A 14,972-nucleotide genomic window follows, 5' to 3' on the forward strand; every position below is an offset into this window, starting at 1 on the left:
GCGCATCATGGCACCAGCGGCCAGCAGGCCGCACCTGTACAGCCAAAGGAGCGCCACCATGTACGCAATGCGACTGCTCGCCCCCCATACTCCCCTGCAATGGACCGAACTGCCCGACCCGCAGCCCGGACCGGGGCAGATCCGCGTCACCGTAGGCGCGTGTGGCGTGTGCCGCACCGACCTGCACGTGGTCGATGCCGACCTGCCCTTCCCCGGCCATGCGCTCACGCCCGGCCACGAGATCGTGGGGCGGATCGACGCCATCGGCCCCAATGTGGAAGGTCTGCACATGGGCCAGCGCGTGGGCATTCCGTGGCTTGGCCATACCTGTGGCTGCTGCCACTACTGCCAGACCGACCATGAGAACCTGTGCGACCACCCGCTATTCACCGGCTACACGCGCGATGGCGGCTACGCCACCAAGGCGGTGGCGGATGCGCATTTCACCTTCCCCCTACCTGATGGGGATGACGACGTGGCCACGGCCCCGCTGCTCTGCGCGGGGCTGATCGGCTGGCGCTCGCTGGTCATGGCGGGCACGGAGGCGCGCAGCATCGGGCTGTATGGCTTTGGGGCAGCGGCCCATATCATTGCGCAGGTGGCGGTGTGGCAGGGCCGCAAGGTCTATGCCTTCACCCGCCCGGGTGACACGAAAACCCAGGAATTCGCCCGCTCGCTGGGCTGCGTATGGGCCGGTGGCTCGGATGAAGCCCCGCCCGAACAGCTTGACGCCACCATCATCTTCGCCCCCGTGGGGGCCCTTGTGCCCGCGGCCCTCAAGGCCGTGCACAAGACGGGGCGCGTGGTGTGCGCGGGCATCCACATGAGCGAGATCCCGGCGTTTTCCTATGACCTGCTGTGGGAGGAACGCCAGATCATGTCGGTGGCCAACCTGACCCGGCAGGACGGGATCGACTTCCTTGAACTCGTGCCGCACGTGGGCATCCGCACCACCACCACGCCCTATCCGCTGAAGGACGCCAACAGGGCGCTTGATGACCTGCGCCATGGCCGCTTTGAAGGCGCGGCCGTGCTGGTGCCCTGAAAAAGCTGGAAAAAGTTTCTGGCGAAGCTTTCTTCAAAAAGCTTCGCCAGAACGCCGATTTATAAACCGGGGCAGCACCCGGAAACTTTTTTCCCGCCCCCTGACCCGCATTGAGAGTGCCTGCGTGCACGCGCAAAAACGCCCGGCCCATTATTAATTCTGGCTTTTGGGGCAATCATTCTTTATGCACCGGCCTTCTCCCCTGACGCATGAACACGGCCGGCGGCCAGTTTCCTTCCTGCGTCGCCCATGTTCTTCATGTTTTTGTCCGGATTACCCGATACATGCCGTTTCCCGAAACCCACCCCGCCCTGCAACGCGCGCTGGACGAGCGTGGGTACGATAACCCGACTCCCGTCCAGAAAGCGGTCCTGGATGTCGCAGCCGAAGGGCGCGACCTCCTCGTTTCCGCCCAGACCGGCTCAGGCAAGACCGTTGCCTTCGGCATCGCCATGGCCGACACCCTGCTTGGCGGCGCGGAGCACTTTGGCCCCGCAGGCCCACCGCTGGCCGTCATCATCGCGCCCACGCGCGAACTGGCCATGCAGGTCACGCGCGAGCTGACCTGGCTCTACGCCCCCGCAGGCGGGCGCATCGTGTCGTGCATTGGCGGCATGGATGCCCGCCGCGAGGCACGTGCGCTCCAGATGGGTGCGCACATCGTGGTCGGCACGCCGGGGCGGCTGTGCGACCATCAGTCCCGTGGCCGTCTGGACATGTCGGACCTGCGCGTGGTCGTGCTTGATGAAGCCGACGAGATGCTTGACCTCGGCTTCCGCGATGAACTCGAGCAGCTACTCGACGCCATGCCCAAGACGCGCCGCACGCTGCTGTTCTCGGCCACCATCGCCAAGGAAATCGCATCGCTTGCGCGCCGTTACCAGAACGACGCCGTGCGCATCGACACTCTTTCGGGCGCCAAGCAGCATGCCGATATCGAATATCGCGCCATCGTGGCCGATGCCCGCGAGCTGATCCCCGCCGTCGTCAACGTGCTGCGCTATACCGACAGCCAGACCACCATGGTGTTCTGCGCCACGCGTGAGATGGTGCGCCACATGCAGGCAGCCCTGGTCGAGCGCGGTTTCTCCTCGGTCGCCCTTTCGGGTGAACTGGGGCAGAACGAGCGCACGCGGGCCATCGACAGCCTGCGCAAGGGCCAGGCCAACGTGTGCGTGGCCACCGACGTGGCCGCCCGCGGCATCGACATCCCCGCGCTGGCGCTGGTGGTGCATGCCACCCTGCCGACCGACCCCGCCACCCTGCTGCACCGTTCGGGCCGCACGGGCCGCGCGGGCCGCAAGGGCGTGTGCGTGCTGATGGTGCCCATGTCGCAGCGCCGCCGCGCCGAGCGCCTGATGCAGGGTGCGAAAATCACCGCCACATGGTCCGGCGTGCCGACCGCAGCCGAGATCCGCGCGAATGACGCCAAGCGCCTGCTGGCCGACCCCGTGCTGAACCAGGACGTGGCGGAAGCCGATGCCGAACTGGTGGGCCAGCTTGTGGAAGGCCGCACGAGCGAACAGCTTGCCGCAGCCCTTCTGCAGATGTACCGCGCCCGCCTGCCCGCGCCCGAAAACGTGCGCCACATCACGCCCGACGCCCCGCGCCCCGTGCGTGAGCGCCCCGAGCGCGATGGCCCCCGCCCCCCGCGCGAGAGCTATGGCAGCGGCGAGCCGGGTGCCTGGTTCGCCATGAATGTGGGCCGGCAGGAAAAGGCCGACCCGAAATGGCTGATTCCGCTGATCTGCCGCCTTGGTGGCGTGCGCAAGGCAGATATTGGCGCCATCCGCATCAACGACAGCCAGACGCTGTTCGAGATCACGCCGGAATCGACCGAGAAGTTCCGCTCGTGCATTGCCGCGATCGAGAATGACGAAGTGCAGATCTCGCCTGCCGCCGCTCCGGCTGGTGGCGCGGGCCCGCGCCGCAGCGGCCCGCCGCGCGGTGGTCGCCCCTTCGCCGCCCGCAAGCCCGGTGGTGGCGGTGGCCGCCCCGCTGGCGGATTTGGCGGGGGGCCGCGCGGTGCTGCTTCATCGCGCAAGCGCCCGCCGCGCCCGTAAGCGCAAACGTCTTTCTGTCATCCTTCATGCCCGGCATCGTCCGGGCATGTTGCGTTTCAGGGCCGTAAAACAGCGCTGCCCCATACGGCGCACTCTTTTGTGCCTTTGCAACCGCCTGCCCTGCGCGTTCGGGACCAGGCCACGCATGAGCGTGCTGCTGGCACAGCATATTTCCAAAAACACTTCATCAACGCAGCCCGGCGGGGCCTTTATTGGGAAGGTTCAAAAAAAATGCCGCCTTCCGAAAGAAAGGCGGCATCTGAAGACTTTTATGTGACCTATTATAAACCAGTTCTTTACTGGCTGTTCTGGCCATTGCCGCCAAACAGGCCGCTCACGTCGGAGTGGGTCTGGCTTTTCAGGTTATCCCAGCGCTGGCGTTCTTCGCTGCCTGCGTCACGCAGCTTGTCGAGGCGATTTTTGGGTGTATTGCGAATCGCATCAAGCCGGTCACGGCCGTTCTGGATCTTCTGGTCCACGCGGTCGCGGTCATCGGTCAGCTTCTGCTTTTCATTATCCCACCGGCCTACCGTACCCTGGCGCAGCTTGTCCTTGCGGTCCTGATAACCCTGCTCGACGTTCTGCCGTTTGTCTTTCCACGCCTGCTCGCGGTCCTGCACCCGGGTGTTGGCACAGTCACCGGCCTGCGCCACGCGGCCGAGCACATCCCATTTGGAGGTGGTCTGGCTGCTATCGCAATCAGCGGCCCGCGCCGTCATGGAAACGCCCGTGCCTGCCGCCACAACTGCCAGAACAAGCATATATTCACGAAACTTCATCAACGGGTCCTTGTACAAAATGGTTTCTACCTGAAAATTTACAGCAACATATGTCAGGTTCCGGTCAGAAACATGACAATGCACTGTCATCATTCCTGAATATAGTAATCAAACGCTGAAAGCGTAACGCCTGCAGCACATGCCACCTGCCCTGCAAACGCAGATGAACCCGAGACCCCTGGTGGACAGCCCGCCATAATGGCACTATGTGACGCATTAACACGTATACCAGCTATCCCGAACCATAACCCTGAACCCGGCTGCGCCCCACCGCCCTGTTGCGGCAATGCGACTGCCTGCCTGCCTGCGATGGTCCCTGCCGCAATGTGGAACGAACCATACCTTGAAACCTGCTGCCGCTCGGCCCTGCACCGGCTGAAGCTGAGCGGGGAAAACGGACGCCCGACCGGCCTGCGTGATGATCCCTGCCTGCGCAGGCTCACCGGCATGGGTCTGGCGCATATGCATGGCGAGACCCGCTTCACCATGACCGCACAGGGGCAGACCCGCCACCGGACAGAAATACTGAAACTGGCCCCATGATCACCCATGCCAACATCTGGCGCGCAATCGACCGCCTGGCCGCCGAGCGCGGACTGACCCCTTCAGGCCTTGCGCGGGCAGCAGGGCTGGACAGCACCACCTTCAACCCGTCCAAGCGGATCACCTCCTCGGGCCGCCCCCGCTGGCCGGGTACCGAAAGCCTTGCCCGCACGCTTTGCGCCACCGGCATCTCCTTCGAAGGGTTCAGCCGCCTGCTCGCGGGCCATGGCGACCCCGAGGTGGAGGGCAAGGTGCATCATTCCCACCTCAAGATCGCTCCGTTTTCGCAACTCGCCCACCCCGAACTGTTTGATGAAACCGGCCTGCCCGAGGGCGAACGGTGGGAGCAGTGGGATTTTCATGGCATGGCCGACCACCATTCCTATGCCGTGCATGTGGATTGCGATTCCATGGAGCCGATCTTCCGCAAGAATGGCACGCTCATCATCTCGCCCACGGCGGCCATACGCGTGGGCGACCGCGTGCTGCTCCATACCGCGCAGGGCATGACCTGCTGCGGGCATGTGGTCGAGCGCTGGCATGATGCACCCGTTACCGCCCCGCTGCATGAGCTCGTGCGCATCCGCGGCCTTGGCGCCATTGACGGGCAGGAAATCATCCTTGATGGCAATACGCGCATCCATCGCATCACGATGGCGTGCATGTAGGCCCGCGCGCAGCGCGGCCCCGATATTTTCCTGCCCGGCATGACAGGTAGCGGCTGACTTTCGTGCAAATTTACACTATGTCTCGCCCATGACCGACACGCCCCTCTCCCTGATCCGCAATTTCTCGATCATCGCGCATATCGACCATGGCAAATCAACCCTGGCCGACCGCCTGATCCAGGCCTGCGGCGCGCTGACACAGCGGGAAATGACCAATCAGGTTCTGGACAATATGGATCTGGAACGTGAACGCGGCATCACCATCAAGGCCCAGACCGTTCGCCTGACCTATCCGGCGGAAGATGGCAAGACCTACGTGCTCAACCTCATGGACACGCCGGGCCATGTCGACTTCGCCTATGAAGTCAGCCGCTCGCTCGCGGCATGCGAGGGCTCGCTGCTTGTCGTCGATGCATCGCAGGGGGTGGAGGCGCAGACCCTGGCCAACGTGTATCAGGCCATCGACGCCAACCACGAGATCGTGCCGGTGCTCAACAAGGTTGACCTGCCCGCCGCCGACTGCCCGCGCGTAAAGGAGCAGATCGAGGAAGTGGTGGGCATCGACGCCGAGGACGCCGTCGAGGTCTCGGCCAAGACCGGGCTGAACATCGAGGCCGTGCTCGAAGCCCTCGTCAAGCGCCTGCCGCCGCCCACGGGCGATGCCGAAGCCCCGCTCAAGGCGCTGCTCGTCGATAGCTGGTACGACCCGTATCTGGGCGTCATCACGCTGGTGCGCGTGAAGGAAGGGCGCCTCAAGCGCGGCATGCGCATCCGCATGATGTCGTCCGGCGTGGTGCATCTTGTTGACCAGGTGGGCGTGTTCGCGCCGCGCATGACCAACGTGGCCGAGCTTGGCCCGGGCGAGATCGGCTACATCAACGCCGCCATCAAGACCGTGGCCGACACCAATGTGGGCGACACCATTACCGATGACCGCCGCCCCGCCGAGACCCCGCTGGCAGGCTTCAAGCCCTCCATCCCGGTGGTGTGGTGCGGCATGTACCCCATCGTGGCCGATGATTTTGAAAAGCTGCGCGACAGCCTGGCCAAGCTGCGGCTCAATGATGCCTCCTTCCATTACGAGGCCGAGACTTCCGCCGCCCTGGGCTTCGGGTTCCGCTGCGGGTTCCTTGGCCTGCTGCACCTCGAGATCATTCAGGAGCGGCTGAGCCGTGAATTCGACCTTGACCTGATCGCGACCGCGCCTTCGGTGGTCTATAAAATGCGGCTGACCAATGGCGAGACGGCGGAACTGCATAACCCCGCCGACATGCCCGACCTGTCGCTGATCGAGACGATCGAGGAGCCATGGATCAAGGCCACCATCATGGTGCCCGATGAATATCTGGGCGCGGTGCTGACCCTGTGCAGCGAACGGCGCGGCGTGCAGGAAGACCTGACCTATGTGGGCAACCGCGCCATGGCGGTCTACCGCCTGCCGCTCAACGAGGTGGTGTTCGACTTCTATGACCGGCTGAAATCCGTCACCCGCGGTTATGCCAGCTTTGACTACCAGATGGATGGCTATGAGGAGAGCGACCTCGTGCGCATCTCCATCCTTGTCAACCAGGAGCCGGTGGATGCGCTGTCCTTCATCGCCCACCGCTCGGCCGCCGAGACGCGCGGGCGCTCCATCTGCGCCAAGCTCAAGGAACTGATTCCGCGCCAGCTGTTCAAGATCGCGGTGCAGGCCGCCATTGGCAGCCGCATCATCGCGCGCGAGACCATTGGCGCCATGTCGAAGGACGTGACGGCCAAGTGTTATGGCGGTGACATCTCACGCAAGCGCAAGCTGCTCGAAAAGCAGAAGGAAGGCAAGAAGCGCATGCGGCAGTTCGGCAAGGTCGAGATCCCGCAGAGCGCCTTCCTCGCAGCGCTCAAGATGGACCAGTAACCCCTGCCCCGACCGCGTGCCGCGCCGAATTGCGGCGGGCGGTCAGGACATGCCGTTTTTCGCTTGCGCGGACGGAATTTGGTGATATGTTCCGCACCCATCGGATACCGCCACCCCACGGGCGTGGCCAGACTTCGATACGGCTGGAGAGATGGCCGAGCGGCTTAAGGCGCACGCTTGGAAAGCGTGTGTACGTTAATAGCGTACCGTGGGTTCGAATCCCACTCTCTCCGCCACGCCATATAAGGCATTGATTTTCCACCACAATTTAGATGGCTTCCCGCAGTGTGACACATGCTTGTGACACACGGATCGACATGGCCACACCCTATATGACCCAACGTGGAAACACCTGGTTTTTACGTGTCAGGGTTCCTTCCGACCTTCGCCCGGTTGCCGGGTGCTATGTTGTCAGGACACTGCGAACCCATGATAGGATGACGGCACGAAACAGGGCCGTAGCCTTGGTGGCGACACTGTCGGGACTCTGGGATGAAATGCGTCTGAAGCTGGCCCAGGCCATCAAGGCTTATAACGACAACGACATCACGCTGTCGGACCTGAAAGCCTTCCTGCGCGAGCATCGGGACGAAATCGACCAGTTGCCCCAGACCGACCTGAAGCTGGTGGCCGACTGGATGAACGCCAGAAGCGACCGCCTGGACGGTGAAAATCGGGCAGAACGGGCCAATCTGGAAAACATCCGTATCCTGACCGATGCGTGGGCCGATGCTCACGGCAAGGGCGTTACGGAAGGGCTGGAACGGGCCATCAGGCTTGGTGGTCTGGGTGCCACTGCAAGCAGAAGTGGTCCCCATTTTTCGGACAGGGCGATAAGCTATCATCTGACCTGAACGAGGACGGGTTTTATGGGCAAGGTTACGCGGAAACGGTATGCGGCGGAGTTCAAATCACGGGTTGCCCTGGAGGCGATCCGTGGCGAACTGACGCTGGCGGAACTGGCGTCGAAACATGGCGTGCATCAGACGATGATCGCCCAATGGAAGCGCCAGGCGATCGAAGGCATGGCAAGCCTTTTTTCTGGTAAGTCAGTAACGGAACCTTCAGTCAGCCCTGCTGATGTAGAGAAACTGCACGCCAAGATCGGCCAGTTGCTGGTGGAACGGGATTTTTTGCGGGATGCCTCTGCTCGGTTGGGCGTGATCAGAGGCGGCAGATGATTGACCCGAAGCGAGCGCGCCTGCCGATAATCCGGCAATGCACGCTGCTGCAACTCAACCGGTCGGGCGTCTACTATCGACCTGTGCCACAGAGCGAGGCCAATCTGGAGCTGATGCGGCTGATCGACGCCCAGTTCCTGGAAACGCCGTATTATGGCTCACGGCAGATGACATGGTATCTGCGCCGCCTGGGACATGAAGTGGGCCGCAAGCGGGTCCGGCGGCTCATGGCGATCATGGGCCTGCGGGCGATCTACCAGAAGCCGCGCACGACCGTGCCCCATCCGGAACATCGGAAATATCCATATCTGCTACGGGATCTGGTCATCAATCGGCCTGACCAGGTCTGGTGTTCCGATATCACATATATTCCCATGAAACGGGGATTTCTCTATCTTGTGGCGATCATGGACTGGTTCACGCGCAAGGTCCTGTCCTGGCGTCTGTCGAACACGATGGACGTGGAGTTCTGTATCGAGGCGCTACAGGATGCCCTCATGCGCTATGGCGCCCCGGACATTTTCAATACTGACCAGGGGTCGCAATTTACGACACCCCGTTTCACCGGGATACTGGAAGAGCGTCAGATCCGCATCAGTATGGACGGGCGTGGGCGATGGCTGGATAACGTGTTCATCGAGCGTCTGTGGCGGTCGCTGAAATATGAATGCGTCTACCTGCACGCGTTCGAGACCGGATCAGAACTGAGGGCCGGGCTTGGCAGATGGATCGCCCATTATAACGAAAGGCGTCTGCATGCGGCGCTGGCTGGACGAACGCCCGATGAGGCGTATCATAACGTGCCGACGCCCTCTGGTCCGGGGTTAACCCCGGACCAGAGGGCCAACAGCAACGCCGTCAGAAGGGCGGCATAACAACAACCGGGTATAGCTTATCAAGCCCGCAAAACTGTCCGAACGGACGGGACCACCTCAGCAGGCACGGTGTGATGATACGTGCAGGTTTTGCAGTAGCCGGCATTTCCCGGCGGCGGGCGCTGCATACGTCTAAAGTATAGATGCACAAATCTGCCAATGACGTGCCGGCACAATCAAAACATGCCGTTCATATCCTTCCCTTTCCCTTTCATGAGTGGAAAAGGGCTGCGCGCGCAGGCTCTGTCGTTGCGTCAATCCGCACGGCCGTATCGTAACAAAGAATGACTGTGGCTTATCGACGGATTATTTTATTCCAGATAGCATGGTCCCATGGCCGCCACGAGGGTGACATGATTCCGTCATGGCACGACAAAACAGCTTGCGGAATATCCGGTCTGGCGCGTATCAGGCGCGACAACAGGCATTGCGCTCAGGGAAGTACGAAGATCATTGGAAAAGAGTGCGTTAAACGAAAAACCTGGTGCAGGTGAAGGCCGGGTTGCCGTTGTCACGGGGGCAACGGGTGGTATCGGGCAGGCTCTCGTCCGCCTCATGCGTGCGCGGGGCTACGCCATCATCATCCTGTCGCGTCAGGCACGGGCCGCGAGTCCCGGCATTACCAATGTCGTGTGTGACCTGACCGATAGCGAGAGCATAAAGCAGGCCGCAACCCATATTGCAGCCCAGACCTCCAGGGTTGATGTGCTGGTGCACTGCGCGGGCATCATCACGCCGCAGGTCGTGGGCAAACTCGACAGCGCCACGATTACCAGCCAGATTGCCGTTGACCTGACCGCGCCGATCGAACTGACCAATGCCCTGCTGCCCATCATGCGGCGCGGGGGGCATATTGTTTTCGTCAATTCCATGGCGGCGGCCTTTCCGCTTGCGGGCAGCAGTGTCTATACGGCGGCCAAATTCGGCCTGCGCGGGTTTGCGCGCGCGCTCGAGCAGGAACTGCGGCCCCGGCGCATACAGGTTTCCTCGATCTATCCCGCCAGCGTCAACACCCCCATGCTCAGCCAGGAAATGGCGGCGGGCGGGTCGATCTACAACTTCATCGACCCGCCACAGGAACCCGATGTCACGGCGCAGCGCATTCTTGAATGCTGCGAGCGTGGCAGCCGCGAGGTCTTCAGTTCCGTATTCGACAAGCTGTTCACCCATGCCTGCCTCACCTCCATGGGACTGCTCAAGCTGAGCCTGCCCATCATGAAACTGCTCGGGCGCAGGGGCTACCGCCGCTACCAGCGCGGCCTCACCACCCGCCCCTGATCCCAGCGGGGCCGGATTCAGGCCTTTTGCAGCAGTTCGCGCGCCAGTTCATTATGCCGGTGCGCCAGGCGATCAGGGTCATGTTCGGTAAACTGCCCGTCACGGATCAGCACGCGCCCGTTGACAATGGTGCAGGCCGCGCGGCGGGGCGTGCAGAACACAAGGGCCGCCACCGGGTCGGCCTGCGCGCCGGCATGGTCGATGCCACGCAGGTCAAACGCCACGATATCCGCCGCCATGCCCGGCGCGAGATGGCCAATGTCGTCACGCCCCAGCACGGCCGCCCCGCCGCGCGTGGCCAGTTCCAGCACTTCACGCGCCTGCATCATGGGCTGGCCCTCCGGCGTTTCGATCAGGCGGCCAAGCAGCATGGCCTGCCGGGCCTCGCCCAGCATGTGGCTGCCATCGTTCGAGGCCGAGCCATCCACTCCCAGCCCGACCCGCATGCCCGCCGCCACCATGCGCCGCACGGGCGCAATGCCCGAGCCAAGGCGCATGTTGGAGCACGGGCAATGCGCCATGCCGGTATGGGTGGCGCCAAAGCGGTGGATGCCCGCATCATCCAGCCGCACGCAGTGCGCGTGCCATACATCGGGGCCGATCCAGCCGGTATCCTCGGCATATTCCGCTGGCGTCATGTTGAATTTTTCGCGGCTGTAGGCGATGTCGCTGGCGTTTTCAGCCAGATGGGTGTGCAGCATGGTGCCGGTGGCCCGCGCCAGGGCGGCGGCATTGCGCATGAGGTCGCGACTGACCGAAAATGGCGAGCAGGGCGCCACCGCAATGCGCTGCATGGCCAGCGGTTCGGGGTCATGATAGGCCGCGATCACGCGCGCGGTGTCGGCCAGGATCGCGTCTTCGTCCTCCACCACGCTGTCAGGCGGCAGGCCGCCCTTGCTTTCGCCCACGCTCATGGCGCCCCGGGCGGCATGAAAGCGCATGCCCATCTGCCGTGCCGCCTCGATCTCGTCATCGAGCCGCGCGCCATTGGGGAACAGATACAGGTGATCGCTGCTTGTGGTGCAGCCTGACCACAGCAGCTCGGTCATGGCCGTGCAGGCAGAAACCCGGATCATCTCGGGCGTCAGCCCCGCCCAGATGGGATAGAGCGCCTGCAGCCACCCGAACAGCGAGGCATCCTGCGCTGCGGGAATGACGCGGGTCAGCGTCTGGTACATGTGGTGATGGGTGTTGACCATGCCGGGCATGACCACATGGCCGGTCATGTCCATCACGTCATCGGCGGCGGGCAGCGGGTCGGTAGCAGTGCCAATGGCCGCCACCTGCCGGTCACGCACAAGCACCCACCCGCCTTCGATCTCACGCCTTGCGGCATCCATCGTGACGAGACGCAGTGCATTCTTGAGCAAAAGGGTACGAGCCATGGGCCATCACCATACAGAAACGGGAAAACGAATGCTTATGCCCCATTTTGCGTGCCATGCCCATGGAACCACGCGAACGGGTATGGTTTCTAGAATTCTGAAACTGGCCTGTTCCCCTTCAAGGAGTTCGCACCATGGCAACACCCGCCGATACCCTGCATGTCGATCCGCTCGTATGGGGTCATGGCCCAAAAGTATTCGAGGCGTTTTTAGAGCCGACCTGCCCGTTTTCCGTCCGGGCCTTCACCAAGCTGCCCGAACTGCTTGAGGCGGCGGGGCCGGCGCGCATCACCATCAAGATCCGCCTCCAGTCACAGCCGTGGCACATGTTCTCGGGCGTGATCGTGCGCTGCATCCTCGCCGCAGCAACCCTGCCAGACGGGCGGGAAGCCGCCCGCGCCGTCATGGCTGCCGTGGGCGCGCACCGCGAGGAATTCGAGTTCACCGACCACTGCGCCGGGCCGAACATGGATGCGACCCCCAACGACATCATCCGCCGGATCGAACGCTATAGCGGGCTGCAGCTTGCCACGGCCTTTGCCGTGCCCGCATTGCAGAAGGCCATCAAGTGGCAGTGCAGATATTCCCGCCAGAACGGCATTCACGTCTCGCCCACCTTCATGGTCGATGGCCTGATCGACCCTGCTATCAGCAGCGGCGATACGGTGGAAGAGTGGGTGGCGCGTATTTTTGCCTGACCAGCCATAAAGGGCAAAAGGCTGGAAGCGCTGCCTTTATTTCAAGATAAGGCAGCGTTCTCTGAAGCCTTTTGAAAAAAAACTTCACCAGAAACTGTTCATGATTTTTAGGGGATATGGTGCCGGGTGAGGGATTTGAACCCCCGGCCTTCGGTTTACAAAACCGCTGCACTACCACTGTGCTAACCCGGCATTATAGCACTGCTGCTATGCTGTTTTCCCTTTTTGCCGAAATGTCCCGCACGGTCAAGCAGGGATTCGCGGGGCTGGTGGCTGCGTGAAAAGCCCATGCGAAAAACAGAAGAAAGTTTTTGGTGAAGCTTTTTTCAAAAAGCTTCAGAAGAACGCCGCCTTTTTGAAAAAAGGCGGCGCCCATAAACTTTTATCATTTATTATCAATGCATTGATTCCAATAATCCCTTAATGCGCCGCCATTTTCTTGGCCCATGCGGCATGGATACGCGCGCGTTCAGCCGCACTCAGCCCACCATTGCCAACCGACGGGGCCAATGCAGCCGGAGCCACCGTGCGGGCATGACGCCCATGGCGCACCGGGCGCGAGGCATGGGGCGCAATGCCTGCAGCCGGGTTCTCGTTCACATCGCGGATCGCGCTGGCGCAGGATGAGTTCTTGCCCACGCCACCTTCAATGGTAGGCAGCAGGCCGATAGGCGAGAACACGAAGCCCGTCAGCACCGAGGCCACGGCGCGGCCAATAATCTCGGCGCCGGGGCGGATATTGGGGCTTTTGAGCGGGCCGGTGATGTAGAGCGGGCCGGGAAAGGACGCGATAGCGAAATGCCGCGAATGCGTGAGCAGCGTATAGTCGATGGTGTTGTTGCTGAACTTGATGTCGCCCTTGCCCACGGTGCGCGTATCGCCTGTTTCAAGCAGCATGGTGCGGGTGTGGAAGACGCCCTCATTGAGCGGCATGTCGGCTATGAGGCATTTGAGGTCGGTGCGCGCGGGCAGGCCAAGGGCCGAGAGCAGCGCCTTGCCGAGTTCCAGCCCCAGCAGGTCGGGCAGTATGGCGGAAATATCGCCGCCATCATCAAGCGCCACGGTAATGCCACCATTGCCGCTGCCCACGATCTGGGCCAGTGACTGGCCATGGCCATGCACCATGATGTGCCCGCCAATAATGCCCTGCCCGTGCAGGTTGCGGCCCATCGCCTTCATGAGGCGGGCAAGATCGATCTGTTCCATGTCGATGCGGATGCGCGCATCAACCCCGTTGCCCTGCGGCACGAAGGTGCCACTACTGGCCAGCCGCCCGCGACCCACGCCAAAATTCAGGTGGTGCACGTCAATCGTGCCATCGCGGATATCAGCCAGCACATCGATGTTGTCGAGCGGGACGTGCTGGTTCTCGATATGGTCGCCATGATAGGCGAGATGGACATTGGTGGCCTTGAGCTTGGGCATGTTGATGGGCGTTGTGGGCAACACGGCGCCGCTGGCCTCATGCGCCTTCTCTTCAGCCGCCTGCTGCGGGGTCGAGGGGTGATCGCCCGGTGTTGCGCCAAAGAAACCGCCCAGATCGGCCAGGTCCACATGGCGCGAATGCAGGTCGGTATCGACAAAGGTCACGGCCTGATGCGGGTCCACGCTGATCGTGCCACCCAGGTCGCTGGAGCCGACCTTGCCCTCGAATTCATGAAAGCGCACCCGGCCATCGACATAATCAAGCCCGCCCGCCACACGGTATGCCGGGGTTTGCGGAATTACCACGCCGGTCAGCGGGTAGAGCAGCGACATGTCCGGCCCCGCCAGCGTCAGCCGCAGCCGCGCGCCCCTGAACGAGAGCGGGTCATCCACCGACCCCACCAGTGTCAGCCGTGTGGGGCCGTGGCGCACGTCCACATCCACCGGGTAGGGCCTCGTCCGGTCCGCCAGCGAGACCAGCGCCCCACCGGAAACATGCCCGGTAATGGCCTGCCCGGTATAGGTGCCGCGTATGTCGGCCACGATGCGGGGCTGCACGTCGCCCTTGCCGGGCGTGGTGTGCACCGCAGCCCGCATGTCGCTGCGCAGGCCCGCATGCACGAGGTGGAGCTGGCCGTCATTGATGGTGAGTTCGCCAATCTGCGGCATGCCGCCCGACGAACTGTCGCCGCTGGTGGGGAACTGGTAGTTGGCCCGGCCCCCGCGCTGCTCGTTGAGTTCAACCACCGGCTTGTCGAGCGCGATGACCGGCAGGTCGATCCGGCCGCCCAGCAGATGCCACAGGTTAAGGCCCACCATCAGGTGGTCGGCGGTGGCGAAGGGGGGCAGCTTTTCAAACCCGTCCGGCTCGTCAATCCGCACGCCATCCGCCGTGACGCGGATCACGCGCCCGATATGCACATGCAGGTGAGCCACCGTAACCTTGCGGCCCAGCGCAGCCCCCGCCCTGCGCTCCACGATGGGAATGAACCAGTCCCATGACCAGAAGATGACCAGCGCCATAATTGCAATGGCCAGCACCCCCAGAACCGGAAAACGTATCTGCGCCAGCACACCGCGCCGTACCGTGCTGTTCTTGGGTTCCGGTTGAGGCATTGCTGCTTGTGCTCCTTGTGCA

General features: G+C 62.7%; 14 protein-coding genes, 2 tRNA genes and 1 pseudogene. 12 read left to right on the forward strand and 5 right to left on the reverse strand.

The genetic code is table 11. The annotated features are described in order from the left end of the window. Window positions 1-58 precede the first annotated feature (58 nt). The 3 genes from R5N89_RS12190 (at window position 59) to R5N89_RS12200 (ending at window position 3,385) form a co-directional block, all read left to right on the forward strand. On the forward strand, window positions 59-1,045 hold the full coding sequence (locus R5N89_RS12190; protein WP_110569927.1) for a zinc-dependent alcohol dehydrogenase family protein: 987 nt from the start codon (window positions 59-61) through the stop codon (window positions 1,043-1,045). A 284-nt stretch (window positions 1,046-1,329) separates the two neighbouring features. Next, entirely contained in the window at window positions 1,330-3,108 is a 1,779-nt protein-coding gene (locus R5N89_RS12195) for a DEAD/DEAH box helicase (protein ID WP_110569928.1), read from the forward strand. 145 nt (window positions 3,109-3,253) lie between these two features. Then, window positions 3,254-3,385, forward strand: a complete 132-nt coding sequence (locus tag R5N89_RS12200; protein ID WP_265001382.1) for a hypothetical protein — start codon at window positions 3,254-3,256, stop codon at window positions 3,383-3,385. Between the two features lie 19 nt (window positions 3,386-3,404). Here the strand turns inward: R5N89_RS12200 and R5N89_RS12205 are convergent, their stop codons facing one another. Next, window positions 3,405-3,887: a hypothetical protein gene (locus tag R5N89_RS12205; protein ID WP_110569929.1), complete on the reverse strand. Its 483-nt coding sequence runs from the start codon at window positions 3,885-3,887 to the stop codon at window positions 3,405-3,407. Window positions 3,888-4,211: 324 nt separating this feature from the next. Between R5N89_RS12205 and R5N89_RS12210 the strand changes: the two genes are divergently transcribed. The 8 genes and pseudogenes from R5N89_RS12210 (at window position 4,212) to R5N89_RS12245 (ending at window position 10,326) form a co-directional block, all read left to right on the forward strand. Beyond that, window positions 4,212-4,430 (forward strand): hypothetical protein, encoded by a 219-nt coding sequence (locus R5N89_RS12210; RefSeq protein ID WP_110569930.1) that lies wholly within the window; start codon window positions 4,212-4,214, stop codon window positions 4,428-4,430. Next, entirely contained in the window at window positions 4,427-5,098 is a 672-nt protein-coding gene (locus tag R5N89_RS12215; RefSeq protein ID WP_110569931.1) for a S24 family peptidase, read from the forward strand. The genes R5N89_RS12210 and R5N89_RS12215 overlap by 4 nt, the downstream gene beginning before the upstream one ends. Window positions 5,099-5,186: 88 nt before the next feature. Beyond that, window positions 5,187-6,992: a translation elongation factor 4 gene (gene lepA / locus R5N89_RS12220; RefSeq protein WP_110569932.1), complete on the forward strand. Its 1,806-nt coding sequence runs from the start codon at window positions 5,187-5,189 to the stop codon at window positions 6,990-6,992. A 145-nt stretch (window positions 6,993-7,137) separates the two neighbouring features. Beyond that, window positions 7,138-7,228, forward strand: a tRNA-Ser gene (locus R5N89_RS12225). Window positions 7,229-7,324: 96 nt separating this feature from the next. After that, window positions 7,325-7,435 (forward strand): annotated as a pseudogene (locus tag R5N89_RS12230) (DUF6538 domain-containing protein); the annotation flags it as partial. Between the two features lie 21 nt (window positions 7,436-7,456). Next, window positions 7,457-7,846 (forward strand): hypothetical protein, encoded by a 390-nt coding sequence (locus R5N89_RS12235; protein ID WP_110569933.1) that lies wholly within the window; start codon window positions 7,457-7,459, stop codon window positions 7,844-7,846. Between the two features lie 15 nt (window positions 7,847-7,861). Continuing rightward, a protein-coding gene (locus tag R5N89_RS12240; protein WP_354680681.1) for an IS3 family transposase occupies window positions 7,862-9,048 on the forward strand; the annotation gives its coding sequence in 2 pieces (ribosomal slippage) (window positions 7,862-8,132 and window positions 8,132-9,048; 1,188 coding nt in all). Between the two features lie 555 nt (window positions 9,049-9,603). Beyond that, window positions 9,604-10,326 (forward strand): SDR family NAD(P)-dependent oxidoreductase, encoded by a 723-nt coding sequence (locus tag R5N89_RS12245; protein ID WP_244192219.1) that lies wholly within the window; start codon window positions 9,604-9,606, stop codon window positions 10,324-10,326. 17 nt (window positions 10,327-10,343) lie between these two features. Here the strand turns inward: R5N89_RS12245 and R5N89_RS12250 are convergent, their stop codons facing one another. Next, on the reverse strand, window positions 10,344-11,711 hold the full coding sequence (locus tag R5N89_RS12250) for an 8-oxoguanine deaminase (RefSeq protein WP_110569583.1): 1,368 nt from the start codon (window positions 11,709-11,711) through the stop codon (window positions 10,344-10,346). Between the two features lie 134 nt (window positions 11,712-11,845). Here R5N89_RS12250 and R5N89_RS12255 point away from each other — a divergent pair, with 134 nt between their 5' ends. After that, window positions 11,846-12,409 (forward strand): thioredoxin, encoded by a 564-nt coding sequence (locus R5N89_RS12255; RefSeq protein ID WP_110569582.1) that lies wholly within the window; start codon window positions 11,846-11,848, stop codon window positions 12,407-12,409. Between the two features lie 117 nt (window positions 12,410-12,526). Here the strand turns inward: R5N89_RS12255 and R5N89_RS12260 are convergent. The 3 genes from R5N89_RS12260 to R5N89_RS12270 form a co-directional block, all read right to left on the reverse strand. Next, window positions 12,527-12,601, reverse strand: a tRNA-Thr gene (locus tag R5N89_RS12260). A gap of 1 nt (window position 12,602) precedes the next feature. Next, window positions 12,603-12,785: a hypothetical protein gene (locus R5N89_RS12265; RefSeq protein ID WP_167400886.1), complete on the reverse strand. Its 183-nt coding sequence runs from the start codon at window positions 12,783-12,785 to the stop codon at window positions 12,603-12,605. 44 nt (window positions 12,786-12,829) lie between these two features. Then, the gene (locus R5N89_RS12270; protein WP_110569581.1) at window positions 12,830-14,950 is read right to left on the reverse strand and encodes an AsmA family protein; all 2,121 of its coding nucleotides are present in this window, start codon (window positions 14,948-14,950) and stop codon (window positions 12,830-12,832) included. Window positions 14,951-14,972 lie beyond the last annotated feature (22 nt).

The sequence above is a fragment of the Komagataeibacter sucrofermentans DSM 15973 genome (genome assembly GCF_040581405.1).
GTDB classification, from domain to species: Bacteria; Pseudomonadota; Alphaproteobacteria; order Acetobacterales; family Acetobacteraceae; genus Komagataeibacter; species Komagataeibacter sucrofermentans.